A 23,375-nucleotide genomic window follows, 5' to 3' on the forward strand; every position below is an offset into this window, starting at 1 on the left:
CGTCGGGCGCCTGGGGCGAAGCGCTCGTGCGGTTGGGGCTGGGTTGCGCGCCGGATCGGGCCGGCGTCGCTTTGACTTCTTTGTCGACGGGTGCTTTGTCGACGGGTACAGCGGTGGTGGTGCCGGCGAGCGGCACCGCCACGGGTTCGACCGGCTCGGCCGCCTTCGGCTGGGATGCGGGGGGTACACCCACAGCCTTCGGGGCCGGTGCGCGGCGCACCGAACGGGCCGGCTGGGCCGGGCTTTTCTTGTCCGCCTTCGGAGCGCGCGCGCCCATGGTCAAGCCCGCGACTCGAGCACTTCGACGGCGGGCAGCTTCTTGCCCTCGAGGAACTCGAGGAAAGCGCCGCCGCCCGTCGAAATATAACTGACCTTGTCTTGGATGCCGTACTTGGCGATCGCCGCGAGCGTATCGCCGCCGCCGGCGATCGAGAACGCAGGCGATTTCGCGATCGCTTCGGCAAGCGTCTTGGTCCCGTTGCCGAACTGATCGAACTCGAACACGCCGACCGGACCGTTCCAGACGATCGTGCCGGCGCTCGAAAGCTGCGTGGCGAGCGCCTTCGCCGTTTGCGGGCCGATGTCGAGAATCATGTCGTCGGCTTCGATGTCGGCGACGTTCTTCGTCACGGCCGCCGCCGTGGCCGAAAACTCCTTCGCGACGACGACGTCGGTCGGAATCGGCACCGACGCGCCGCGGGCGCGGGCGCCGTCGATGATGGCCTTCGCCTCATTCACGAGGTCGGCCTCGGCCAGCGACTTGCCGATCTTCAGGCCGGCCGCGAGCATGAATGTATTGGCGATACCGCCGCCGACGATCAGCTGATCGACCTTTTCGGCCAGCGACTTCAGGATCGTGAGCTTGGTCGACACCTTCGAGCCCGCGACGATCGCCACGAGCGGACGCTTCGGGTTGCCGAGCGCCTTGCCGAGCGCGTCGAGTTCGGCCGCGAGCAGCGGGCCGGCGCAAGCGATCTTCGCGTACTTGGCGATGCCGTGCGTGGTGGCCTCGGCGCGGTGCGCCGTGCCGAACGCGTCGTTGACGTAGATGTCGCACAGCTGTGCCATCTTCTGCGCAAGCTCGTCGCTGTTCTTCTTCTCGCCCTTGTTGACGCGGCAGTTTTCGAGCAGGACGACCTGGCCCGGCGCGACGTTCACGCCGTTCTCGACCCAATTGGCGACGAGCGGCACGTCGCGGCCGAGCAGTTCGGCCAGGCGCTGGGCGACAGGCGCGAGCGAATCCTCAGGCTTGAACTCGCCCTCGGTCGGGCGGCCGAGGTGCGACGTCACCATGACGGCCGCGCCGGCGGCGAGCGCCGCCTCGATGGCGGGCACGGAGGCGCGCACGCGCGTGTCCTCGGTGATGTTGCCTTGCTCGTCCTGCGGCACGTTGAGATCGGCGCGGATGAAGACGCGCTTGCCGGATAGCAAGCCCTTTGCGATCAGATCGGAAAGACGCAGTACTTGGCTCATGGGAATGTACGCATGCAGGTTGATTGGCGGGCGAGTGCGCGCGCCGAGAATGGGCGAGCCCGGTTCGCGGCGAGAGCGGCAGTCGAGCATTTTAGCCGATCGTCACCCCTTCGAAGCCGATGACGGGACGAATGTCGCGTATTCGGGGAACGTATGTCGTAAATTGAGCGTGTTCGGGCGCACGTACGGCGGGGCTCGAGGGGGAACCGCCGAAATAGCCGGCGTTGCGCGAATGTCACGCCCACAGGCGCAGCAGCGTGTAGGCGAGCATGCCGACGACGATCGTGCCGACCATGCCGCGGCGCCAGAGAAACCAGGCAAGTCCCGCCAACGTGCCGTAAAACGCATGGTTCGAGAGCGCGACCGATAGGCCGTGCGGCGTGTCGAGCACATCCGGCAGCACGACGGCGACGAGCGCCGCCGCGGGCGCGTAGCGCAGCGCGCGCTGGACCCGCTCGGGCAGCACGGCGCGCTCGCCGCCGAACAGGAAGAACGCGCGGGTGACCGCGGTGACGAGCGTGAGGCCGAAGATCGCGAGCCAAATCTGAACAGCCGACATCGCTCAGGACTCCTTGCCGAGGTCTGCCCGGCCGGTTCGACCCGTTCGGCCGGTTGGGTCCGCCGTCCCGGCCGCGGGCCGAGCAGTTCGAATCCGGCGCAGATCGGCGCGGTCGGCGATCACGTCCACGACGCTGCCGGCCCCGATTGCCGCCAGCACGGCCAGCGGCAGCGCCAGCCGATACGGCAGGTCGATCGCAACGAGCGCGACCAAGCCCGCCACCGAGACGGCGGCCAGCACCGAGCGGCCCACGACGGCGGAGACGATCAGCGGCACGAGCGCCAGCGTGCCCGCGAGCGCGAGGCCCCAGTCATCGGGAAACACGCTCGCAAGCAAGATGCCGGCGATCGACGACACCTGCCATGCCGCCCACGCCGACAACGCCATGCCCCAGAAATAAGCCTCCTTGCCCGGCACGTAGCCGGTCGCGAACGCCTTCTTCTGGAACAGCAGATAGACCACGTCGCCGTTGAAATAGCCGAGCAGCAGCCGGCGCCGGAACGGCAAATAGGAAAAATGGGGCGCGAGACCGGCGCTGAAGATGGCGAAGCGCACGTTGATCATGGACGCCGTGAGCAACACCGTCCAGATCGGCAGCTTCGCGGCCATCAGCGGCAGCACCGCGAGCTGGGACGAGCCCGCGTAGACGAGCACCGACATCCCGAGCGCCTGCGGCACGGTCAGCACCGATTTGCTCATCGCGATGCCCGTGACGAGGCCCCAGGAAAGGATCGCCATCAGCATCGGCGAGTAGTCGCGCACGCCGCTCATGAAAGCGGTGCGGTTGTCGGTGCTGAGGCGAGCGAGCATGTGGGCGGGACGCGGCGGTGCTGGGCGCACTCCGTCGCGAGTTGAAGCTTAGGGAAAGTGTCCGATTATAGAGCCCGGACGCCCACAAAGCCGCCGCGGCGTGCCGAGGTGCGCATAAAAGACGCTAAAATGGCGAACTCGCTGGGCCAAGCCCACCGCAACGCTAGGAGATACGTATGTCAATGGCCGATCGTGACGGCAAGATCTGGATGGACGGCAAGCTGATCGACTGGCGCGATGCCACGATCCACGTCCTCACGCACACGCTGCACTATGGCATGGGCGTGTTCGAAGGCGTGCGCGCGTACAAGACGGTCGACGGATCGACCGCGATCTTCCGCCTCAAGGAGCATACGAAGCGTCTGCTGAATTCGGCGAAGATCTTCCAGATGGATGTCCCGTTCGATCACGAAACGCTGGCCGCCGCGCAATGCGAAGTCATTCGCGAGAACAAGCTCGAAACCGCCTACCTGCGCCCGATCGTCTGGGTCGGCTCGGAAAAGCTCGGCGTGTCGGCGCGCGGCAACACGATCCACGTGGCGATCGCCGCCTGGCCGTGGGGCGCCTATCTTGGCGAAGAAGGCATGACGAAGGGCATCCGCGTGAAGACCTCGTCGTTCACGCGCCACCATGTGAACGTCTCGATGGTGCGCGCCAAGGCGTCGGGCTGGTACGTGAATTCGATCTTGGCCAACCAGGAAGCCACGGCCGACGGCTACGACGAAGCGCTGCTGCTCGACGTCGACGGCTATGTCTCCGAGGGTTCGGGCGAGAACTTCTTCCTCGTCAACAACGGCAAGCTCTACACGCCCGATCTGTCCTCGTGCCTGGACGGCATCACGCGCGACACGGTGATCACGCTGGCACGGGACGCCGGGATCCAGGTCATCGAAAAGCGGATCACGCGCGACGAGGTCTACACGGCCGACGAAGCGTTCTTCACCGGCACCGCCGCCGAAGTCACGCCGATCCGCGAGCTCGACAACCGCATGATCGGCGCCGGTTCGCGCGGCCCCGTCACGGAAAAACTCCAATCGGCGTTCTTCGACGTCATCGCGGGCAAAAACGCGAAGTACCAGCACTGGCTCACGAAGATCTGATCCGGAAACGCCACACGCCATACACGCTACTAAGCTACTGTCTATAACGAGAATCCGTCTCATGAGCGAAACGAAGGAAATGCCGCTGGTCGAACTGTCGGCTAAAGATTTGCCCGCTTACTGCCCGAATCCGTCGATGCCGCGCTGGAGCGCGCATCCGCGCGTATTCATCGACGTCTCGCACGGCGAAGCACGCTGCCCGTATTGCGGCACGCGCTACAAGCTGCGCGACGGAGAAGTCGTCAAGCACCACTGATTCGTCCCGTCGCCAAGGCGCCGCGCGGCAAGCGCCCGCCTCGCGCGGGCGTGGCTGCATGTGCGGCGCTTTCGCGTCGCCGGCGGAGCGAAGCCGGCCACCGCGGCGCGGCCGGGCGACGCCCCTCGCTCAATCGCCAAGCGCGGCTCGCATTGCGCGCCGCGCTCGTCTATCTCTCGGATACCCACACTAATGCGTCGCGCGCTGGTAATCGCACCGAATTGGATCGGTGACGCATTGATGGCGCAGCCGTTGTTTACGCTGCTCAAGCAACTTCATCCGCGCATCGTCATCGACGCGCTGGCACCCACATGGGTCGCGCCGGTGCTCGAGCGGATGCCGGAAATCAGCGACGTGCATGCCACCGACCTCGCGCACGGAAAGCTACAGATCGTGCGGCGCTGGCAGCTCGCGGGTGACCTGCGCGAGAACGGCTACGACGCCGCCTACGTGCTGCCCAATTCGCTCAAGTCGGCCCTGATTCCTTGGCTCGCGGGCATTCGCCTGCGCATCGGGTATACGGGGGAAAACCGCGTCGGCCTGCTCAATGTGCGGCATCCGAATCCGAACAAGCGCGAGCGCGCGCCGATGGCGCCGCACTATGCCGCGCTCGCCTACACGCCGGGCGCCGACGTGCCGGACCTCGAGTCGCGCCTGCGGATGCCGCGCCTCGAAGCCGATCCGAACGAATCCGTGCGCGTGTCGGCGCGCTTTCATCTCGACACGCGCGTGCCGCTGCTGGTGTTTTGCCCGGGCGCCGAGTACGGCACCGCCAAGCGCTGGCCCGCCGAGCATTTCGCCGCGCTCGCGCGGATGGTCGGCCAGTCGTTCCCGTACACGCAGATCGTCGCGCTCGGATCGAACAAGGACGCCCCGCTCGCGCAGGCCATCGCCGAACAAGCACCGAACGTGCGCAACCTGTGCGGACAGACGTCGCTCGGCGAAGCCTGCGCGCTGATCGCGCGCTCGGGCGCGGTCGTCAGCAACGATTCGGGCCTCATGCACGTGGCCGCCGCGCTGCGCCGTCCGCTCGTCGCCATCTACGGATCGAGCGATCCGCGCCACACGCCGCCGTTATCGGACTTCGCGAAGGTACAATGGCTGCATCTCGAGTGCAGCCCTTGTTTTGCCCGCGAGTGTCCGCTCGGTCATTTGCGCTGCCTGCGCGAACTGTCGCCGGAACAGGTGTTCGCCGATTTGCGCACCATGCTGCTCGGCGAGCGCTGACGCACGGAAGGCCGCGCGCCTTTGTGCGTTCATTGACTCGTGGGCGCCGCATTTCGAGCCGGAAAGACCGTATAGCCAAGCCCGCCGCGTGTTTGCCCGCGCGGCGCGCAGTTAGCCTGACGGCGCGAGTTTGCGCTACCTACGAGCCCAAAGAGCCATGCCACGTTTCGCCCGCTTGTTCGAAGCCGCAGCCGATACGCTCAACGCGTTCTATCAGACCGTCGCCGACGGCAGCATCGATGCGCTGATGGCCCTTTGGATCGACGAGGAATTCGCGAGCTACGTCCACGCGGGCGGTGCGCATTGGCACGGCGTGGACCAGATCCGCGCGGGTCTCGTCGCTGCTGCCAATGCACACACGCTGCCGACGGCGATCGAGCCGCTCGACGTGCGCGTGTACGACAGCCTCGGGACGGTCGTCTACACGGTCGCGGAAGCGCATCGGCTCCCGGAGCCGCTCGCGCAGCCGCGGATGGTCTACACAACATACGTCATGGTTCACGAGCGCGGCGAATGGCGAATCGCGCACATTCATGCGAGCCCGATGCCGGAAGAAACGGCCAGCGAGTTCGCCGCCAAGATTCGGCACGGACAAGGCGCATTGCACTGACCGGCCGGCAGCGGATGGCCGGCCGTGGCGGTTACAGGATTTGAGGACGGTCATGAGCACCACACATGACAAACCGGCTTCGTCACCGGCTGCCACGGCAGCGGCCGCCGATAGATTGGTTCAGCTGCTGTACAACCCGCCACGATGGCTTCCCACGAGCCATGCGCAAACGATCGTTCCGGCCCTGTTCGCCCGCCTCCCGGCCGTCGACTATCGGCGCGAGCGCTGGAGCACGCCCGACGGCGACTTCATCGAACTCGACTGGCTCGCCTATCCGCACGGAAGCTCGGCGGCGCCTACGCCCGGCGCCCCGCTCTTCGTGCTGTTCCACGGGCTCGAAGGCAGTTCCGATTCGCACTACGCCCGCGTGCTGATGGCTTCGGCCCGCGCGCTCGGCTGGCACGGCGTCGTCCCGCACTTTCGCAGTTGCAGCGGCCCGCTCAATCTCGCGCCGCGGTTCTACCACCTCGCGGACAGCGCCGAAGTCGATTGGGTCTTGCGGCGGCTGCATGCGTCGCATCCCGGCCCGATCGTCGTGGCCGGCGTCTCGCTCGGCGGCAACGTCCTGTTGCGCTGGCTCGGCGAGCGCGGCAGGGATGCCGCGTTCGTCGCGGCGGCCGCGGCCATCTCCACGCCGCTCGACGTGCATGCGGGCGGGCGCGCGCTTTCGCAGGGCTTCGCGCTCGTCTATACGATGAGCTTTTTGAAGACGCTCAAGCGTAAGGCGCTGAGCAAGCTCGAGCAGTACCCGGGGCTGTTCGATCGGGACGCCATGCTGGCATGCCGGACGATGTACGAATACGACAACGTCGTCACCGCGCCGATACACGGGTTTCGCGATACGGAAGAGTACTGGACGCGCGCAACGACACGGCCGCTGCTGCCCGATGTCGTGGTGCCGACGCTCGTGCTCAACGCCCGCAACGATCCGTTCCTGCCGAGCGCCGCGCTGCCCACGCGCGCCGAAGTCTCGCCCGCCATCGAACTCGATCAGCCCGAGGCCGGCGGGCACGTCGGCTTCATGACCGGGCCGTTTCCGGGCCGGATCGATTGGATGCCGCAGCGCGTGTTCAATTTTCTGGAGCCGTTCGCGCACAATGGATGACATCGTCAAAGCCGCCCTCGCCAAATGGCCCAATGTCCCGCATTGCACGGGCTGGCTTCTGCTCGATCGGCGCGGCCAGTGGCGCATGCGCGACGACGGCGCTCAAGCGCGCGGCGAACTCGGCACGCCGATCCGTCATGCGGCGCTCGTCGGCTTCATCGAGCGCAATTACGAGTGCGACGACAGCGGCTGCTGGTTCTTTCAGAACGGACCGCAGCGCGTGTACGTCGAGTTGGCCTACACGCCGTGGATCGTGCGGCTCGCGCTGCCCTCACCCGGCGCGCCGGCGCTGACCGATCAGGCGGGTGCCGCGTTCGAGCCGACGGCGGTGTTCATCGACGATGAAGGCGGCGTCTTGTTCGCGGATGGATCTGGATCTGGATCTAAATCTAGCCGAAGCCGCGTGGCGGCGCTGCATGACCATGACCTCGATCTCTTCGCGCAATTGGCGACACTCGACGAGGCGGGACTCGCCGGCACGTTAGATTGGCGGCCAGGCAGGCCGCTGGCGATCGAGAGCGTGCGCCGCGCCGACGTGCCCGCGCGATTCGACTTCGTAGCAAGCCCCGCTGCGGCAAAAGGCGACCACGCCGGTTAAATCGGCTGGGGCAAGCGCGTCCTGTGGCTCGAGGCGCCCGCGCCCCTAAGCTCGCTCCCATTTCACTAAGTCTTCCGACGGGTTTACCCTCATTTCGCCAAAGCGCGAGTCGTATAAACATATATATGACTGGTTGACTGTATTAATTCAACCCATCCATTTCGTTCTAGTTTTTGCCCTCGCTCCTGGACCGCCCATGCAAGCCGACGACCGCCTCCCCCGCTACCAGCGCCTACGCGACGAGCTTGCGACCCAAATCGGGGAGCACCGCTGGCGTCCGGGCGAAGCGATTCCGACCGAGCAAGAGCTTTCGCGTACCTATGGCGTCGCGGTCGGGACGGTGCGCAAAGCGGTCGATCAACTCGTCGCCGAGGGGATGCTCGAGCGGTTTCAGGGCCGCGGGACGTTCGTGCGCCGCGCCAGCTTCGACGGGTCTTTGTTTCGCTTCTTTCGTTTTCAGAACCGGCGCGGCGAGCGACGAATTCCGACGAGCCGCATCTTGATGCGCGAGGTCGTGGGGGCGCCTTCGGCGGTCAGCGCCGCGCTGCAGATCGACGCCGACGAGCGCGTCATCCATATGTCGCGACTGCGGCTGATCGACGAGCACCCGATCCTCGCCGAAGAAATCTGGCTGCCGTACGAACGCTTCGCCGCGTTCGCCACGTTGGCCTCGGAGGACATCGGCGATTTGCTCTATCCCGTCTACGAAGCGCATTGCAATCAAGTGATCGCGTCGGCCGGCGAAACGCTGACCGTCGAAACGGTCGACGTCATGCACGGGCGCTTGCTGCGGATCGAGCCCGGCACGCCCGTCGTCGTGATCGAACGGCTCGCATACGGGTACGACCGTCGGCCGCTCGAATGGCGGCGCTCGCGGGGGCCGGCAAGCGAGTTCGTCTATCAGGTCGAGATTCGGTAGTCATTCGGTATTCGGTAGTGGGGGGTGATTGACGTCGAGTCGAGCGATTCGAAGCGACGCGCGGGCACACCGATAGGTTGTCCGAGTGGTTTAAGTAGTTTGTGGCATCCGGGCGATATCGCATCGCGCGGGACCGAGAGGAGACACACGATGTTTTTCAGTTGGTTCAAGGAAATTTCCCCCACCGAGCGCCGCACGTTCTGGGCGTGCTTCGGCGGCTGGGCGCTCGACGCACTCGACGTCCAGATCTTCAGCCTCGTGATTCCGGCGATCATCGCCGAATGGGGCATCGGCAAGACGCAAGCTGGCATGGTCAGCGGTGCGACGCTTATCGCTTCCGCGCTAGGCGGCTGGATCGCCGGCGCCCTGGCCGATCGCATCGGCCGGGTTCGCACCCTGCAGCTCACCGTCGCGTTCTTCTCCGTATTCACGTTCGCCTGCGCGTTCTCGCACAACTTCGAGCAGTTCATCGTGCTCAAGACGCTGCAAGGGTTCGGGTTCGGCGGCGAATGGGCGGCCGGTGCCGTGCTGATGGCCGAATCGATCCGCTCGCAGCACCGCGGCAAGGCCATGGGCTCGGTTCAGAGCGCATGGGCCGTCGGCTGGGCCGGCGCGGTCATCCTCTATACCGTCATGTTCTCGCTGATGCCCGGGGCCCTGGCATGGCGCGCGATGTTCGGGATCGGCTTGCTGCCCGCCTTGCTCGTGCTTTACCTGCGCCGTGGCGTGCCCGAACCCACCGCGCCGAGCGGGCGCGGCGCGGCGGCAGCCGAGCCGGCGAAGCAGGCGGGTTCTCGCTCTAGCGCGAAGGGCCTTCCGTTCCTCGAGATATTCTCGCCGAGCGTGCTGCGCATGACGCTGATCGGCGCGCTGCTCGGCGTCGGGGCGCACGGCGGCTACTACGCGCTGACCACCTGGCTACCCACCTACCTGAAGACGGAACGCCACTTGTCCGTGCTCGGCACGGGTGGTTATCTCGCCGTCATCATCGTCGCGTTCTTTTGCGGTTGCGTGGCCGCGTCCCAGCTGCTCGACCGGATCGGCCGCCGCGCCACCATCCTGCTGTTTTCGATCGCCTGCGTCGCCACGGTGCTCGTCTATCTGTTCGTGCCGCTGACCAACGGCGCCATGCTCGTCGTCGGCTTTCCGCTCGGCTTTTTCGCGGCAGGGATTCCCGCCAGCATGGGGGCGCTGTTCAACGAACTGTATCCGCGTGGGATGCGCGGCACCGGGGTCGGCTTCTGCTACAACTTCGGACGCGTGGTGTCGGCGGCTTTCCCCGTGATGGTCGGTCATCTCGCCAAGACGACGACGCTCGGATTCGCCATCGGTACCGATGCATCCATCGCCTATGCGATCGTCGTGCTGGCGGTGTTGATGCTGCCCGAAACGCGCGGCCGCGCGCTGGCCGAGAGCCTGCCTGGCACGGCGGAGCAGCGCGCTTCGGCGAATGCCGAGCCGGCGCACCGGTGATTGAGGTTTGGCTATGTTGTTGAAGACGACCGCGGCCGGTGCCGGCGCCATCACCGCCATCGACACGCACGCTCACGTGTTCTCACAAGACTTGCCGCTCGCGCAACGGCGCCGGTATGCGCCGGCGTACGACGCCCCGCTTCCGCTGTATCTCGCACAGTTGGACAAGCACGGTATTTCTCACGGCGTACTTGTGCAGCCGAGTTTTCTCGGCAGCGACAACCGGTGTTTGATGCAGGCGATCGCCGAAGCGCCGCATCGGCTCCGCGGGATCGCTGTGATCGATCCGGCGGCCGTCGCGGCCGAGCCGAACCAACTCGACGCGCTTGCGCGGGGGGGCATCGTCGGCATTCGGGTCAATTTGTTCGGTCTGCCGGACCCGGACTTCGCGAGCGACGCGTGGCGGGCGATGCTGCCTAAGATCGCCGCGCTCAGCTGGCAGATCGAAGTGCATTGCGAAGCGGAGCGGTTGCCGAGCGTCGTCGGTTCTCTGCTCGCCCGGACCGAAGATTCGATCGATATCGTCGTCGATCACTTTGGACGGCCGCGGCCGGCGCTGGGGGTCGACGATCCCGGTTTTCGGTATTTGCTGGCACTCGGTGAGACGCGCCGCGTTTGGATCAAGGTGTCGGCGACTTACCGGAATGCCGATCCGTTGCGGCCTGGCTCGGGCGAGCAGACCGCGTTGGCGGCGATGCCGTTGCTCGAAGAGGCCTTCGGTCTAGACCGGCTGGTGTGGGGCAGCGACTGGCCGCACACTCAGCATGAAGGCGCCGAACGCTACGATTCGGTTTGTTCCATGGCGTCGAAGTTGCTGCCGACGCAGCGCGAATTGCAGGCCGTGCTCGTCGATACGCCCGCACGGTTGTTTCGGTTCGTTTGAGCGGGCTTCCACGTCGGAGTGCGCCGGGGCTAGCTGTTCGAACGCGCTGGCGAGTTCGGCGGGGGCGACTGCTAAGATAGTCGCCCATCGAAGGAGCATGACATGCCTGAATTGACCCATTTCGACGCGTCCGGCCAGGCGCATATGGTCGACGTCGGCGGCAAGGACGAAACGAAGCGGATCGCCGTCGCGCGCGGCTCGATCCGAATGAAACCCGAGACGTTCGCGCTGATCCGCGACGGGAATGCGAAGAAGGGAGACGTGATCGGCGTCGCACGCATCGCGGCGATTCAAGGCGCCAAGCGCACGGCCGATTTGATTCCGCTTTGCCATCCGCTCGCGCTGACGCGCGTGGCCGTTGACTTCGCGCTCGACGAGGCGCTGCCCGGCGTGCATTGCACGGTTCAAGTGGAAACGCTCGGACGCACGGGCGTGGAAATGGAAGCGCTGACGGCCGTGCAGGTCGGGCTGCTCACCGTGTACGACATGTGCAAGGCTGTGGATCGTGGGATGACCATCACCGATGTGAAGGTGATGGAGAAGCATGGGGGGAAGTCGGGGGATTGGAAAGCGGAGAGCTGAGGCGTTGCTTTCATGAACTGGATTCTCGACCGCATCGCACTAGTGCTCACGGCCATCGCTTGCGCGTTGGGCGCGTGGGCCTTCTATCGCTACACCGGACAATGGTCCGGGCCGATCATCATGACCATCGTGATCGTCGGGCTGTTCGCCGAGAACCATCGCTTGCGAAAACTGTTAGCGGCGAATGGCATCGAATCCCGGCCTCGACGGCGTCGGAACACCTGAAGATGCGAACCTTGGCCGAGTTCGCAGCGTCGGCCACAGCCCTCTACTCGGCTCGGCTAGAAAAGCGGAGAGCCAATCTCATCCGCATTCCTCTCCCTCACTCATTGTCCACGAAGACCTTATTGGACCCTGCCTTGTACAGCCGCTTCCGTTTCTTCGGGTAATCGCACACATCGTGTTCCGGCCTGTCGCCAGCCACGATGTAAACCAATGCAACGTCGCCGGTATTCAGCATCGTGTGCGCTGTGCCGCCTCGCGGGAACCCCATGAAGTCTCCGGGGCCATGCAGAAGTAACGCCGACGATTCCGGCCAATCATCGGCACGCGAAAAGCTTGTTGCCGCTGCATCAATCGCTACTATCGTCGTCCTGGTCCGAACCGGACGTCTTCGGCGCCGCCCCGTACCGCTTGACCAGTTCCGCCTTGAAAGCCGCGAGCTTCGGCTCGTCGTCGCAAAGCTCGTACAGCCCCGAAAGCTGCGCCGGCCAATCGTGCAGCACAAGCGCAAAAATTTTCAGCCGTTCGACGGTATCGAACGCTTGGTCCTCTTTGCCGTCAAGCGCCTGCAGCGCCGCATAACGCCGCAATACCGTCTCACCCGGCAACAACGCCAGCGCTTTCGCGTGCATGTCCAGCTTCATCGGCAGATCGTTGCCGTCGATCGGCAGCAGCGTCGCCATTCCGTACTCGCCCCACGATCCGAACAGCACAGACGGGTCGGCCTTATATTCCTCGGCCGGATGCGCGCCGTAATAGAGCACTTCAGCCCGAGCGTAATCGCGATAAATCGGATGCAACGCCGCAAAGCCGCCCAGCACGATCAACAATTGCAACCCGAGCGCGAAGCGCCCCGGTACGAACGTCAGCGGCTTCGTCTCCAGAATCCCGAATACGAACATGGCCGGCAGCAGGAAGAACATGTATTGCTGCGGATATTCGACGAGCGCGTGCATGAGCAGCGCACCGATCAGCGCAAGCCCGAACACGCGTTCCAGCGTATGCGGCGCACGCAAGACGCGCCACAGCCACGCCAACAATCCGAGCAGCACGATGCCGAGGCCGACCACCCCGGTCTTCGCGAGCAGGTCGATGACGATGTCGTGCGAATTGTTGGCGATCTCGACATCGCCGAGCTGCTTCACGAGTTCGAACTCGAAACGCGGAAACTCGCCCCAGCCGACGCCCAGCAGCGGGTGCCCCTTGAACATCGTCCAGCCGTACTTCCACATCGCAAGACGCAGAACGAACTGCCCTTTGTCCTGAAAGCGGTGCGCAGCCGATACGTCCAGCCCCAGCTGAAAGCGACCGTTCGCCCATCGCACGGCCAGGTTCACGGCAACGAACACGACGATGAGCAGAACCGGGATCATCCATTCGCGCGTGCGGCGGCGCGGGGAGAACCCGGTGCCGCGCGGCGTGACGAGCGCCATCCAGAAGCCGGCAACGACGATGACGGCAGTCTGCAGCCACGGCCCGCGCGACACCGTCAACGCCTGCCCCAGCACACAGATCGCCGACACGACAACCCACAGGACGATATTCAGCCGGCGCTTCTGGACGAGATACATCGCCGCCGCAAGCGCGAACGCGATGACCGTCGCGAGGTGATTGGCTTGCGCCATGTTGCCGAACGGCCGCCGTTCGGTTGTAACGTTGTACGACACGACGAACGGCGCGAACTTCGCTTCGGCGTGAAAGAGCTGGACGAGCTGACAGAACACGGCGAACAAGCCGCCCGCGATCAACGCGACCGCCATCCAGCGCAATGCGGTTTCGGCCACCCCTGCCCGCGCGAATCCATATCCCGCATGCACGGCCATGAAGGCGGCCAGCAAAAAGCCCGCGCCCAGCCAAGCCATCGACGGCTGAGCGAGCGGCAGCACGAACGTCTGCAGCACGAGCAGCGCCCCGAACGCAAGCGGCACGAGCGCGACGGCAGGCATCGCGTACTGCACGCGCGGCCTTTCCGAAATCACCATCAGCAAGACGGCGGCGCCGACGAGCAGATAAAGCGAGAGTGCCGTGAACTCGGCGTAGAAGGTTGGGATCGGGTACGTATGGTTGGTGACCGCATAAGGCAGCAGCACCGCGAAGGCCAGGGACGCAAACGACAAATAACGGGCAAATGGAGAATTCATGAGGTTAGGGGCCGTCGGCAACCGGCGCACTATACAAAAGTTTCCTTTCACTGTGCGTAGCAGTCCACCGCCTCATGCGATCTTTTATCTTCCCATAAGGCCTTCGGGTAGCCTCACGCGCGGCATTCGGGCGGGGCAAGCTTGGCCGGCAACGTAGCCTCCGCCAGCGGCATCGGCCCAGACCCCGGCGCCGGCAGCGACGAGGCTTGCTTGCCCGAGGCGAAGCATTCCCACGTCAATACGCCGCCGCTGACCACACCCGATTCAAGCGCGATCCGGGAAGTCGGCGGATCGGAAGCATCGGGCAAAGATGGAACGAGCATCAACGTATCGCTGCCTGCCGGCGCCACACGAGCCGTGTACCGGATGGAGATCTCGCCCGTTGCGTCGTCCACGGTAATGGCGTCGACGTTGCGCGTGCCGGGCGGCGCGACGTAGCCGCTGCCGAACGCACTGCCCGCTGCGGCGTTCTCCGCTACCGCAAGACGCGCGCCCGATGCGAGCGACAGCCCCTCGCCCACGCGGCTGCGACCGAGGTAGTCCTGGTAGGCGGGAACCGCATACGCGGCCACGATGCCGACGATGGCGAGCACGATCATCAACTCGATCAACGTAAAGCCGCGCCTAAGGCAACGGGGAGCGCGTGCCGGCACGGCAGCGGACAACAAGCGGCAGGCAAGAGAAACGACGGCGGCGGGCATCGGCGAACACACTCCTCGAACGACGGCCCGCCGACGAACGGGCGGGCAACGAATTCGAAGGGTATAGGCGGCGGCTCAGTAGCGGCAGTCGGCCGAACGGCCAGCGGCCAGGTGCCCGCGCAAACAAGCGATCAATGGGTGCGGCCCGACTCCGAGGCCCCGCCTCCCTCCCGTCGCAACATGCGGCGCTTGAGCCACAATCCGACAAGCACGACGAGCAGCGCGCCGGCCACGTGTGCACCGTACTCGGCCACGGGCGTATCGAGCAGCGGCCAGCGATCCCCCGCGGGATCGTTGATGATGAGCCCGCCCGCGATCCAGCCTAGCAGCGCCGCGCCGAACGTGACGATGACGGGAAAGCGATCGAGCATGCGCAGCACGAGCGTGCTGCCCCAGACGATCAGCGGAATGCTCACGATCAAGCCGAAGATGACCAAGGCGATGCGGTGGTCCGGATCGGCCGTCTCGGCCGCTCCCGCGATCGCAATCACGTTGTCGAGGCTCATGACGGCATCGGCCACGATAATCGTTTTAATCGCCGAAAGCAGCTTGTCCGCGGGCTTGATGTTCTCGTGCGACTCGTGGGACGGCGCCATCAGACGCATGCCGATCCAGAGCAGCAGGAGCCCGCCGCCGAACTTCAGGAACGGGACGTCGAGCAGCGCGACGGCGAATACGATGAGCACGACGCGCAGCACGATCGCGCCGGCCGTCCCCCACAGCACGCCCTGCATCCGCTGCGCCGTAGGCAGCTTGCGGCACGCCAGCGCGATGACAACGGCGTTGTCGCCGCCGAGCAGGATGTCGATGACGACGATCTGAAAGACCGCCGACCAGTGAAGCGTCGTGAAGAAATCGAGCATAGCGTCGAGCATGAGGGCAATCGCCGTTCCAGAGCAAGCACGGTGGCAACAGCGATAAAAAAGCGAGGGAGCATGGTTTGCTCCCTCGCTTTCTTTTGCGTCTGTCGGAAGCCTTACGAAAGAATTTCGCAAGGATACCAAAAACGGCCGACTGACCTCGCCGCATGCGCACGGCATGCGGCGCGGCGTCGCACGTCGACGCCGGCTCTTACAGGATCGACTTCAGCAGACGGCCCATCTCCGACGGGTTGCGCGTCACCTTGATGCCGCAGCCGTCCATGATTTCGAGCTTCGCGTCGGCCGTGTCGGCACCGCCCGAGATCAGCGCGCCGGCGTGGCCCATGCGCTTGCCCGGGGGCGCCGTCACACCGGCGATGAAGCCAACCACCGGCTTCTTCATGTTGTCCTTGATCCAGTAAGCGGCGTTCGCTTCGTCCGGACCGCCGATCTCACCGATCATGATGACGGCGTCCGTATCCGGATCGTCGTTGAACATCTTCATGACGTCGATGTGCTTCAGACCGTTGATCGGGTCGCCGCCGATCCCGACCGCCGACGATTGGCCGAGGCCGAGCGCCGTCAGTTGGCCCACGGCTTCATACGTCAGCGTGCCCGAACGCGACACGACGCCGATGCGGCCCTTGCGGTGGATGTGGCCCGGCATGATGCCGATCTTCAGTTCGTCCGGCGTGATCGTGCCCGGGCAGTTCGGTCCGAGCAGCAGCGTCTTGCGGTTTTCACGGCGCATGCGGTCGCGCACTTCGATCATGTCGCGAACGGGGATGCCTTCGGTGATGCAGATCGCCAGGTCGAGGTCGGCTTCGACCGCTTCCCAGATCGCCGCGGCGGCGCCTGCCGGCGGAACGTAGATGACCGAGACGGTCGCGCCGGTTTCGGCCTTCGCTTCCTTCACGCTTGCGTAAATCGGAATGCCTTCGAAATCTTCGCCGGCCTTCTTCGGGTTCACGCCCGCGACATAGGCTTCGCGGCCGTTCGCATATTCACGGCATGCGCGCGTATGGAACTGGCCGGTCTTGCCGGTGATGCCCTGCGTGATGACCTTCGTGTCTTTGTTGATCAGAATCGACATGTATTGACCTCTGTTCGTTTGGCGTCGCGCTGCGTCCTCGCCGTGCGATGTGCATTGCGCAATGTGCGGTCTGCAATCGCACGGAGGGGACGCCCTGGCGCCGCCACTCGCGTATTCGGTGATGCGCCCTTATTTGCCCGCGGCAGCCGCGACGACCTTCTGCGCCGCTTCTTCCATGCTGTCCGCCGAGATGATCGGCAGGCCGGATTCGGCGAGCATCTTCTTGCCCAGGTCTTCGTTGGTGCCCTTCATGCGCACGACGAGCGGCACGCCCAGGTTCACCGCCTTCGAACCGGCGATCACGCCTTCCGCGATCACGTCGCAGCGCATGATGCCGCCGAAGATGTTCACGAGGATCGCCTTCAGGCCCGGGTTCTTGAGCATCAGCTTGAACGCTTCGGTGACCTTCTCGGTCGTGGCGCCGCCACCGACGTCGAGGAAGTTCGCCGGCTCGCCGCCGAACAGCTTGATCGTGTCCATCGTCGCCATGGCCAGACCGGCGCCGTTCACGAGGCAGCCGATGTTGCCGTCGAGCGAGATGTAGGCGAGGTCGAACTTCGATGCTTCGACTTCAGCCGGATCTTCTTCGTCCAGATCGCGGTACGCGACGATTTCCGGATGACGGAACAGCGCGTTCGAATCGAAGTTGAACTTCGCGTCAAGCGCGATCACCTTGCCGTCGCCCGTGAGGATCAGCGGGTTGATTTCGGCCAGCGATGCGTCCGTTTCCCACGTGGCCTTGTACAGACCTTGCAGGATGGCGCGCGCTTGCGGGATCGATGCGTCGGGCACGCCGATCTTCTTCGCGAGATCGTCAGCTTCCGAATCGAGCAGGCCCTTCGCCGGATCGACGGCCACCTTGTGGATCGCCTCGGGTGTCTTCGCAGCGACTTCCTCGATGTCCATCCCGCCTTCGCTCGAAGCCATCACGACGACCTTTTGCGACACGCGGTCGATCACGAGGCCGACATAGAGTTCCTTCTTGATGTCCGCGCCTTCTTCGATCAGCAGGCGGTTCACCTTCTGGCCTTCCGGACCGGTTTGGTGCGTGACGAGCTGCATGCCGAGGATCTGGTTCGCGTACTCGCGAACTTGCTCGAGCGACTTGGCCACCTTCACGCCGCCGCCCTTGCCGCGACCGCCTGCGTGAATTTGCGCCTTGACGACCCAGACCGGGCCGCCGAGCTCTTCAGCGGCCTTGACCGCGTCATCCACCGAAAACACCGGCTTGCCGCGCGGTACCGCGACGCCGAATTTCCGCAGGATTTCCTTTCCCTGGTACTCGTGAATCTTCATGCGTGATTCCCTTCAGTCTGAGAGTTGGATTGAACTTCGTGATCGCTGATGGCCTTCGAGCCGAGTGCATTGGACTTCGCCGCGCCGTTCACCGGGGCCGGTGCCGGGCTCGGCGATGCGCCGCTCGTTTCGAGGCCGCGCGGTACGTATCCGTACCAGCGCGGATAAAAGTGCCGCACCGCTTCGCCGTCGAACCGCAGCGCGTGGCAGCGGCCCAGTTGGAACGGCGGTTCGCGATGGGCACCGGTGCTGTCGGATTCACCTTGCGGTGTATCCGTTGCGCTATCGCGCGTGTTCCAGACGTCGCCGGCGAATGCTTGAACCGCGGCGGTCGGCAGAATGGAGCAGAGTTCGGTGAGGTGCGTGCAGCCTGCCGTTCCGGCGAGCAAACGCCGTGCTTGGCGGCGGAAATCGTTGAGGAGGTTGAGACCGATGAGGGCGCGATAGGCGGGATTGGAGACTTCGCATTGACCGGGGTATGGCACCCATTCCGAAGACGCTTCGGCGTCGACGATGGTGAGCTTGCGGTCGATGGTGATGCGAAGCCAGAGTTCATGGATCGGTAGGCCTTTGGGCCGGACACCGGGCGCCAATGCGACATCGCGCGGCTTGTGATCGGTCAGACACGCCTCGAGGTCCCACAGGCCGTCGTCACGCTCGTAGGCTTCCGCTCGTATTGCGCGGCGATGGCGCAACTGGCGGGCAACAGGCGGAGAAAGCGGCATGCGAGGGAAACGGCTGGAGAGGAAACCCGAGGATTTTACCATACTGGTTATGAGACACCTGCACCCCACGTTATGGTAGGTTGGTGGTAGGTGGGCGGCACGCTTGCATGGTTGCACCAGCGGAACGTGCCGAGCGCAACTCGGAACGGGAGGTGGGGCGGCGCGATCGAACGAGCGCTTACTCGTCGCTCCAGTCGTCGTCGCCTTTGAGAATCTGCGAGATCGTCGCGCCGGAGAAACCGCGCATCGCCAGAAAACGCGCTTGTTTCGCGCGTTCGGCGGGCGTTTGGGGAAGCTGCCCGAACTTTTTTCGCCACACCGCTTGCGCGCGGGCCCGCTCCGTCTCGCGCAGTTGGGAGCCGACCGAGTCGATCAGAGTGCTGTCGAGCCCGTGCTGACGCAGTTCGCTGACGATGCGGGTCACCCCCATGCGGGCCGAGCGCCGATTCACCATGCTCTCGGCGAAACGCTCGTCGGACAGCCAACCTTCGCGTTCGAGAGTATCGAGAAGCGGATCGAGTTCATCGCCTTCCTCGACGAACGGGGCCAACTTGCGGGTGATTTCAGTGCGGCTGTATTCGCGGCGCGAGAGGTAATCGATCGCTCGCATTTTCAGCGAGCGGGTGGGCCGGCGCGAACGGCCGGCCTGCTCGGAGGATGATTCGGATGGGTCACGCGCCGGATAGTCCGACGACGGATCGAGCGGATCGAATCGATCGTCGGGCCGATCAGGCCGCTCGAGCAAATCGGGGCGGGGCGGCGCGGCGGCGTCCGGCATTTCGCCACCGGACGCGTCATCGCCCACTGCTCCGTCGCGACGCCCGCCACGGACGCCGAAGCGGCGCCCTTCAATCCGCCCGCCCGGCGCCGCCCGCCCTTTCCGTATCACGCGCGGCTTACTCTTCTTCGCCGGCTACTTCGACATCGCCGCCGCTGCCCGCCGGCATCGCGTTGACGCCCAGCGACTCGCGAATCCGATTTTCGATCTCGCGTGCGATGTCGGGGTTCTCGCGCAGGAACTCGCGCGCGTTGTCCTTGCCTTGGCCGATCCGTTCGCCGCTGTAGCTGTACCAGGCGCCGGCCTTGTCGACGATCTTCGCCTGCACGCCGAGATCGATGATTTCGCCTTGGCGCGAAATACCTTCGCCGTAGAGGATGTCGAAGATCGCTTCTCGGAACGGCGGCGACACCTTGTTCTTCACGACCTTCACGCGCGTTTCGTTGCCGATCACTTCGTCGTTCTTCTTGATCGAGCCGATACGGCGGATGTCGAGCCGCACCGAAGCGTAGAACTTCAGCGCGTTACCGCCCGTCGTCGTTTCCGGGTTGCCGAACATGACGCCGATCTTCATCCGGATCTGGTTGATGAAGATGACGAGGCAGTTCGTGCGCTTGATCGTACCCGTCAGCTTGCGCAGCGCCTGCGACATCAGCCGCGCTTGCAAGCCCGGCAGGGAATCGCCCATCTCGCCTTCGATTTCGGCCTTCGGCACGAGCGCCGCGACCGAGTCGATAACGATCATGTCGATCGACCCCGAACGCACGAGCGCATCGGCAATTTCCAGCGCCTGCTCGCCCGTATCGGGCTGCGAGACGAGCAGATCGCTGACGTTCACGCCGAGTTTCCCCGCGTATTGGATATCGAGCGCGTGCTCGGCATCGATAAACGCTGCCGTGCCGCCGAGCTTTTGCATTTCGGCAATGACCTGCAGCGTGAGCGTGGTCTTACCCGACGATTCCGGCCCGTAGATCTCGACCACACGCCCGCGCGGCAGACCGCCCACGCCGAGTGCGATGTCGAGCCCGAGCGACCCCGTCGACACGACTTGGATGTCCTCGGCCACCTCGCCGTCGCCGAGCCGCATGACCGACCCTTTGCCGAACTGCTTTTCGATCTGCGCGAGCGCGGCGGCGAGCGCCTTGCTCTTTTCAGCCGTCAGTCCAGCCGAGCCTTTCTTGCTTTCTTCCATGAATCGTCCTTTGCTATGATGAGCGGGCGTCTGCGGCGGGCGGGCCGGGCAATGGAGACTGATGACGGCCGCGATTGCGGCTACGACCTTCGGTCACGAATTTCAGTGACGAATTTCGGTCTCTTACCGGCTGGCGCTCGAAACGCAGACACTGTATAAAAAAACAGGGTTCTTTGCAAGCCCGATGCGGGCGGATTTGCGTCGCGGCAACGGAGCTTCGGCGCGGCGCCTCACAAAACCGACCCAAGTCGGATCCATACGAGAACACGGAGACACCCGCCCGGTACCGGCACGAAAGCGCCGGCCGGCCGCGCGGCGCATCATGCGAATACTCATTGCCGAAGACGACAGCATACTCGCGGACGGCCTCGTCCGATCACTCCGCCAATCGGGCTATGCCGTCGATCACGTGAAGAGCGGGACCGAAGCCGACGCCGCGCTGTCGATGCAGACGTTCGACCTCTTGATTCTCGATCTCGGCCTGCCGCGCATGTCCGGGCTCGAGGTGCTGCGCCGCTTGCGCGCGCGCAATTCGGCGCTGCCCGTGCTGATCCTCACGGCGGTAGACGGCGTCGACGAGCGCGTGAAAGGGCTCGATCTGGGCGCCGACGACTACATGAGCAAGCCGTTCCATCTGAACGAACTCGAAGCGCGCGTGCGGGCGCTGACGCGGCGCGGCAGCGGCGGCGGGCCCACCGTCGTGCGGCACGGCTCGCTGGCCTACGATCAGGTCGGGCGCGTCGCGTCGGTGGGCGACCAGCTGCTCGAACTCTCCGCGCGCGAGCTGGGCGTGCTCGAAGTGCTGCTGCAGCGGATCGGGCGGCTCGTCTCGAAAGAGCAGCTCGTCGACCACCTCTGCGAATGGGGTGAAGAGGTCAGCAACAATGCGATCGAAGTCTACGTCCACCGCCTGCGCAAGAAAATCGAACCGAGCGGCGTGCGCATCATCACGGTGCGCGGACTGGGATACTGCCTGGAAAAGCCCGCGGCAAATGGCTCAGGGGTAGGTGCGGGCTCGGGCGCGACCGCAAGCGCGGCAAGCATCGGCGCGGCCGTAGCGCCGGCTGCGGCCGTCGCGAACGCGCCGGTCCCGCCTCCCGCGCTGGCCGACGCAGCTGTGAACGTCCGGCCGAAGTAGGCCCGCCTTGGCCTCCTCCGCACCGGCGAACGACGGCACGCCGCACGCGCCGGGTTCGCAGCCGGCCATACCTCCCGAGCAGTCGGGACCACCGGTGCCCGACGCGGAACCGCGCGCCGCTCGCCCCAATCCGTTCGCCCCGCCCGACGAAATGGAGCCTGTCCGGCCAGGCCGGCCCCGTTCGCTGTTCGGCGAGATTCTCGACTGGATGCTTGCGCCGTTGCTGCTGCTCTGGCCGATGAGCATCGCGGTGACGTATCTCGTCGCCAAGACGATCGCCAACGGCCCTTTCGACCGCGGCCTCGAAACCGACGCCTACGTGCTCGCGCGGCAGATACACCCGGTCAACGGCGTGGCCACGCTCACGTTGCCGAGCGCCGCGCGCGATTTTCTGACCGGCGACAACGTCGACAAGGTCTTCTATCAGGTGATCGGCACACGCGGCGAACTCGTCGCGGGCGTGCGCGACATGCCGCTGCCGAGCGACGACGACCATCCTCAGCCCGGTTTCGTCGAATTTCGCGATGCGACGCTGCACGGCAACGACATCCGCATCGCATACACGACCGCGGTCCTTGCCGTGGGCGGGGCCGGAGAAACAGGCGCGAGCGCGATCAACGGGTCGTCGTCCGTGCTGATCCAGGTGGCCGAAACGCTGGACAAGCGCAGCGCGCTCGCCAACGAGATCATCAAAGGCGTGATCCTGCCGCAGTTCGTGATCCTGCCGCTGGCGATCGTGCTGGTCTGGTTCGGACTTTCGCGCGGGCTTGCGCCGTTGACGTCGCTGCAGGCGAATCTGCGTGCGCGCCGGCCCGACGATCTCTCGCCGCTCGAAGCGTCGAGCGCGCCGCCCGAGATCGAACCGCTCGTGACCTCGTTCAACGACTTGCTGACGCGGCTTGCGCAAAACATCGATTTGCAAAAGCGCTTCATCGCCGACGCGGCGCACCAGATGAAGACGCCGCTAGCCGGCCTGCACATGCAGGCCGAACTCGCGCTGCGGGACGACGTATCGCCCGACGTGCGCCGCTCGCTCGAGCAGATCGCGACGGGCGCCGATCAAGCCGCGCGCCTCGTCACGCAGTTGCTGGCGCTGGCGCGCGCGGAGAATCGCATGTCGGGGCATGTCTTCACGCAGGTCGAGATCGCGCATCTAGCCCGCCTTGCCGTGCGCGACTGGGTGCGCGCCGCACTCGCAAAACAGATGGATCTGGGTTACGAGGCCCCGGACGAGCCGGTTTTCGTCGACGGCAATCCGGTGATGCTTCGAGAGATGCTGTCGAACGTCATCGACAATGCGATCCGCTATACGCCGGCCGGCGGGCGCATCACCGTGCGTGTCAGGCCGGAGCACGAAGCCGGGCGGGTGCGGATCGAAGTGGAAGATACCGGCCCCGGGATTGCGCCGGCCGAACGGCCAAAGGTGGTCGAGCGGTTCTATCGGATCCTTGGGCGGGAAGGCGACGGCAGCGGCCTCGGTCTCGCAATCGTCAGGGAAATCGCCACGATGCACGATGGCACGCTGACGCTCGACGATCATGTCTATCAGGAGTCGCCGCGGCTCGCGGGGACGCTGGTTCGGATCGATCTGCCGGTCTCGCGGAATACTACAGGCTTGACCTGAGACGGTCAGT

Annotated in this window: 24 protein-coding genes; 13 read left to right on the top strand and 11 right to left on the bottom strand. The window is 65.1% G+C overall.

Annotated elements, in window-relative coordinates; translation table 11 throughout:
- Positions 1-279: 279 nt before the first annotated feature.
- The 3 genes from DWV00_RS04635 to DWV00_RS04645 all read right to left on the bottom strand — a co-directional run bounded on the left by DWV00_RS04635 (position 280) and on the right by DWV00_RS04645 (position 2,842).
- Positions 280-1,473 (bottom strand): phosphoglycerate kinase, encoded by a 1,194-nt coding sequence (locus DWV00_RS04635; protein ID WP_115532809.1) that lies wholly within the window; start codon positions 1,471-1,473, stop codon positions 280-282.
- Between the two features lie 235 nt (positions 1,474-1,708).
- The gene (locus DWV00_RS04640; RefSeq protein ID WP_115532386.1) at positions 1,709-2,032 is read right to left on the bottom strand and encodes an AzlD domain-containing protein; all 324 of its coding nucleotides are present in this window, start codon (positions 2,030-2,032) and stop codon (positions 1,709-1,711) included.
- Between the two features lie 3 nt (positions 2,033-2,035).
- Positions 2,036-2,842, bottom strand: coding sequence for an AzlC family ABC transporter permease (locus DWV00_RS04645; RefSeq protein WP_115532387.1), 807 nt, complete (start codon positions 2,840-2,842; stop codon positions 2,036-2,038).
- Positions 2,843-3,018: 176 nt separating this feature from the next.
- Here DWV00_RS04645 and DWV00_RS04650 point away from each other — a divergent pair, with 176 nt between their 5' ends.
- The 11 genes from DWV00_RS04650 (at position 3,019) to DWV00_RS04700 (ending at position 11,820) form a co-directional block, all read left to right on the top strand.
- Complete coding sequence (locus DWV00_RS04650) at positions 3,019-3,942, top strand: branched-chain amino acid transaminase (protein WP_115532388.1); 924 nt, start codon at positions 3,019-3,021, stop codon at positions 3,940-3,942.
- A gap of 61 nt (positions 3,943-4,003) precedes the next feature.
- Positions 4,004-4,198, top strand: coding sequence for a zinc-finger domain-containing protein (locus tag DWV00_RS04655; protein WP_115532389.1), 195 nt, complete (start codon positions 4,004-4,006; stop codon positions 4,196-4,198).
- Between the two features lie 192 nt (positions 4,199-4,390).
- Complete coding sequence (waaF, locus tag DWV00_RS04660) at positions 4,391-5,425, top strand: lipopolysaccharide heptosyltransferase II (RefSeq protein WP_115532390.1); 1,035 nt, start codon at positions 4,391-4,393, stop codon at positions 5,423-5,425.
- A 157-nt stretch (positions 5,426-5,582) separates the two neighbouring features.
- A complete protein-coding gene (locus DWV00_RS04665) occupies positions 5,583-6,035 on the top strand; it encodes a nuclear transport factor 2 family protein (RefSeq protein WP_115532391.1) in 453 nt (150 codons plus the stop codon).
- A gap of 52 nt (positions 6,036-6,087) precedes the next feature.
- Positions 6,088-7,140: a YheT family hydrolase gene (locus DWV00_RS04670; protein WP_115532392.1), complete on the top strand. Its 1,053-nt coding sequence runs from the start codon at positions 6,088-6,090 to the stop codon at positions 7,138-7,140.
- Positions 7,133-7,738: a DUF2946 family protein gene (locus DWV00_RS04675; RefSeq protein ID WP_115532393.1), complete on the top strand. Its 606-nt coding sequence runs from the start codon at positions 7,133-7,135 to the stop codon at positions 7,736-7,738. The genes DWV00_RS04670 and DWV00_RS04675 overlap by 8 nt, the downstream gene beginning before the upstream one ends.
- A gap of 196 nt (positions 7,739-7,934) precedes the next feature.
- Positions 7,935-8,657, top strand: a complete 723-nt coding sequence (locus DWV00_RS04680) for a GntR family transcriptional regulator (protein ID WP_115532394.1) — start codon at positions 7,935-7,937, stop codon at positions 8,655-8,657.
- A gap of 150 nt (positions 8,658-8,807) precedes the next feature.
- Entirely contained in the window at positions 8,808-10,130 is a 1,323-nt protein-coding gene (locus DWV00_RS04685) for an MFS transporter (protein WP_115532395.1), read from the top strand.
- 13 nt (positions 10,131-10,143) lie between these two features.
- Positions 10,144-11,013 (top strand): amidohydrolase family protein, encoded by an 870-nt coding sequence (locus tag DWV00_RS04690; protein WP_115532396.1) that lies wholly within the window; start codon positions 10,144-10,146, stop codon positions 11,011-11,013.
- Between the two features lie 102 nt (positions 11,014-11,115).
- On the top strand, positions 11,116-11,595 hold the full coding sequence (moaC, locus tag DWV00_RS04695; protein ID WP_115532397.1) for a cyclic pyranopterin monophosphate synthase MoaC: 480 nt from the start codon (positions 11,116-11,118) through the stop codon (positions 11,593-11,595).
- A gap of 12 nt (positions 11,596-11,607) precedes the next feature.
- Complete coding sequence (locus tag DWV00_RS04700) at positions 11,608-11,820, top strand: hypothetical protein (RefSeq protein WP_115532398.1); 213 nt, start codon at positions 11,608-11,610, stop codon at positions 11,818-11,820.
- 347 nt (positions 11,821-12,167) lie between these two features.
- On the opposite strand, the gene DWV00_RS04710 is transcribed toward DWV00_RS04700, so the two are convergent.
- The 8 genes from DWV00_RS04710 to recA all read right to left on the bottom strand — a co-directional run bounded on the left by DWV00_RS04710 (position 12,168) and on the right by recA (position 20,603).
- The gene (locus DWV00_RS04710) at positions 12,168-13,958 is read right to left on the bottom strand and encodes a PglL family O-oligosaccharyltransferase (RefSeq protein ID WP_115532399.1); all 1,791 of its coding nucleotides are present in this window, start codon (positions 13,956-13,958) and stop codon (positions 12,168-12,170) included.
- Positions 13,959-14,071: 113 nt separating this feature from the next.
- The gene (locus DWV00_RS04715; protein ID WP_115532400.1) at positions 14,072-14,659 is read right to left on the bottom strand and encodes a pilin; all 588 of its coding nucleotides are present in this window, start codon (positions 14,657-14,659) and stop codon (positions 14,072-14,074) included.
- 131 nt (positions 14,660-14,790) lie between these two features.
- Positions 14,791-15,522 (bottom strand): TerC family protein, encoded by a 732-nt coding sequence (locus DWV00_RS04720; RefSeq protein WP_115532810.1) that lies wholly within the window; start codon positions 15,520-15,522, stop codon positions 14,791-14,793.
- A gap of 208 nt (positions 15,523-15,730) precedes the next feature.
- Positions 15,731-16,612: a succinate--CoA ligase subunit alpha gene (gene sucD, locus DWV00_RS04725; protein ID WP_115532401.1), complete on the bottom strand. Its 882-nt coding sequence runs from the start codon at positions 16,610-16,612 to the stop codon at positions 15,731-15,733.
- Between the two features lie 129 nt (positions 16,613-16,741).
- The gene (sucC, locus tag DWV00_RS04730) at positions 16,742-17,908 is read right to left on the bottom strand and encodes an ADP-forming succinate--CoA ligase subunit beta (RefSeq protein ID WP_115532402.1); all 1,167 of its coding nucleotides are present in this window, start codon (positions 17,906-17,908) and stop codon (positions 16,742-16,744) included.
- Entirely contained in the window at positions 17,905-18,633 is a 729-nt protein-coding gene (locus DWV00_RS04735) for a DUF2889 domain-containing protein (protein ID WP_115532403.1), read from the bottom strand. Before DWV00_RS04735 ends, sucC begins: the two co-directional genes overlap by 4 nt.
- 178 nt (positions 18,634-18,811) lie before the next feature.
- Positions 18,812-19,522 carry a recombination regulator RecX gene (gene recX / locus DWV00_RS04740; RefSeq protein WP_245964727.1) on the bottom strand — a complete coding sequence of 237 codons (711 nt, stop codon included), beginning with the start codon at positions 19,520-19,522 and terminating at the stop codon, positions 18,812-18,814.
- A gap of 7 nt (positions 19,523-19,529) precedes the next feature.
- Entirely contained in the window at positions 19,530-20,603 is a 1,074-nt protein-coding gene (gene recA, locus DWV00_RS04745; RefSeq protein WP_115532404.1) for a recombinase RecA, read from the bottom strand.
- A 322-nt stretch (positions 20,604-20,925) separates the two neighbouring features.
- Between recA and DWV00_RS04750 the strand changes: the two genes are divergently transcribed.
- Together DWV00_RS04750 and DWV00_RS04755 are read left to right on the top strand one after the other, a co-directional pair.
- On the top strand, positions 20,926-21,741 hold the full coding sequence (locus DWV00_RS04750; RefSeq protein WP_115532405.1) for a response regulator transcription factor: 816 nt from the start codon (positions 20,926-20,928) through the stop codon (positions 21,739-21,741).
- A gap of 67 nt (positions 21,742-21,808) precedes the next feature.
- The gene (locus DWV00_RS04755; protein ID WP_245964751.1) at positions 21,809-23,365 is read left to right on the top strand and encodes a sensor histidine kinase; all 1,557 of its coding nucleotides are present in this window, start codon (positions 21,809-21,811) and stop codon (positions 23,363-23,365) included.
- Positions 23,366-23,375: the final 10 nt, after the last annotated feature.

Origin of the sequence: Trinickia dinghuensis, assembly GCF_003367175.1 — a bacterium.
In the GTDB taxonomy this organism is placed as follows: domain Bacteria; phylum Pseudomonadota; class Gammaproteobacteria; order Burkholderiales; family Burkholderiaceae; genus Trinickia; species Trinickia dinghuensis.

Excerpts from the sequence above, each read along its gene's own strand:
- moaC (WP_115532397.1), top strand. The coding sequence starts at position 11,116 with ATGCCTGAATTGACCCATTTCGACGCGTCCGGCCAGGCGCATATGGTC.
- DWV00_RS04735 (WP_115532403.1), bottom strand. The coding sequence starts at position 18,633 with ATGCCGCTTTCTCCGCCTGTTGCCCGCCAGTTGCGCCATCGCCGCGCA.
- DWV00_RS04665 (WP_115532391.1), top strand. The coding sequence starts at position 5,583 with ATGCCACGTTTCGCCCGCTTGTTCGAAGCCGCAGCCGATACGCTCAAC.
- DWV00_RS04715 (WP_115532400.1), bottom strand. The coding sequence starts at position 14,659 with ATGCCCGCCGCCGTCGTTTCTCTTGCCTGCCGCTTGTTGTCCGCTGCC.
- DWV00_RS04655 (WP_115532389.1), top strand. The coding sequence starts at position 4,004 with ATGAGCGAAACGAAGGAAATGCCGCTGGTCGAACTGTCGGCTAAAGAT.
- DWV00_RS04690 (WP_115532396.1), top strand. The coding sequence starts at position 10,144 with ATGTTGTTGAAGACGACCGCGGCCGGTGCCGGCGCCATCACCGCCATC.
- DWV00_RS04640 (WP_115532386.1), bottom strand. The coding sequence starts at position 2,032 with ATGTCGGCTGTTCAGATTTGGCTCGCGATCTTCGGCCTCACGCTCGTC.
- recA (WP_115532404.1), bottom strand. The coding sequence starts at position 20,603 with ATGGAAGAAAGCAAGAAAGGCTCGGCTGGACTGACGGCTGAAAAGAGC.
- DWV00_RS04635 (WP_115532809.1), bottom strand. The coding sequence starts at position 1,473 with ATGAGCCAAGTACTGCGTCTTTCCGATCTGATCGCAAAGGGCTTGCTA.
- sucD (WP_115532401.1), bottom strand. The coding sequence starts at position 16,612 with ATGTCGATTCTGATCAACAAAGACACGAAGGTCATCACGCAGGGCATC.
- DWV00_RS04650 (WP_115532388.1), top strand. The coding sequence starts at position 3,019 with ATGTCAATGGCCGATCGTGACGGCAAGATCTGGATGGACGGCAAGCTG.
- DWV00_RS04750 (WP_115532405.1), top strand. The coding sequence starts at position 20,926 with ATGCGAATACTCATTGCCGAAGACGACAGCATACTCGCGGACGGCCTC.
- sucC (WP_115532402.1), bottom strand. The coding sequence starts at position 17,908 with ATGAAGATTCACGAGTACCAGGGAAAGGAAATCCTGCGGAAATTCGGC.
- DWV00_RS04720 (WP_115532810.1), bottom strand. The coding sequence starts at position 15,522 with ATGCTCGATTTCTTCACGACGCTTCACTGGTCGGCGGTCTTTCAGATC.
- DWV00_RS04645 (WP_115532387.1), bottom strand. The coding sequence starts at position 2,842 with ATGCTCGCTCGCCTCAGCACCGACAACCGCACCGCTTTCATGAGCGGC.
- DWV00_RS04685 (WP_115532395.1), top strand. The coding sequence starts at position 8,808 with ATGTTTTTCAGTTGGTTCAAGGAAATTTCCCCCACCGAGCGCCGCACG.
- waaF (WP_115532390.1), top strand. The coding sequence starts at position 4,391 with ATGCGTCGCGCGCTGGTAATCGCACCGAATTGGATCGGTGACGCATTG.
- DWV00_RS04675 (WP_115532393.1), top strand. The coding sequence starts at position 7,133 with ATGGATGACATCGTCAAAGCCGCCCTCGCCAAATGGCCCAATGTCCCG.
- DWV00_RS04670 (WP_115532392.1), top strand. The coding sequence starts at position 6,088 with ATGAGCACCACACATGACAAACCGGCTTCGTCACCGGCTGCCACGGCA.
- DWV00_RS04680 (WP_115532394.1), top strand. The coding sequence starts at position 7,935 with ATGCAAGCCGACGACCGCCTCCCCCGCTACCAGCGCCTACGCGACGAG.
- DWV00_RS04700 (WP_115532398.1), top strand. The coding sequence starts at position 11,608 with ATGAACTGGATTCTCGACCGCATCGCACTAGTGCTCACGGCCATCGCT.
- DWV00_RS04710 (WP_115532399.1), bottom strand. The coding sequence starts at position 13,958 with ATGAATTCTCCATTTGCCCGTTATTTGTCGTTTGCGTCCCTGGCCTTC.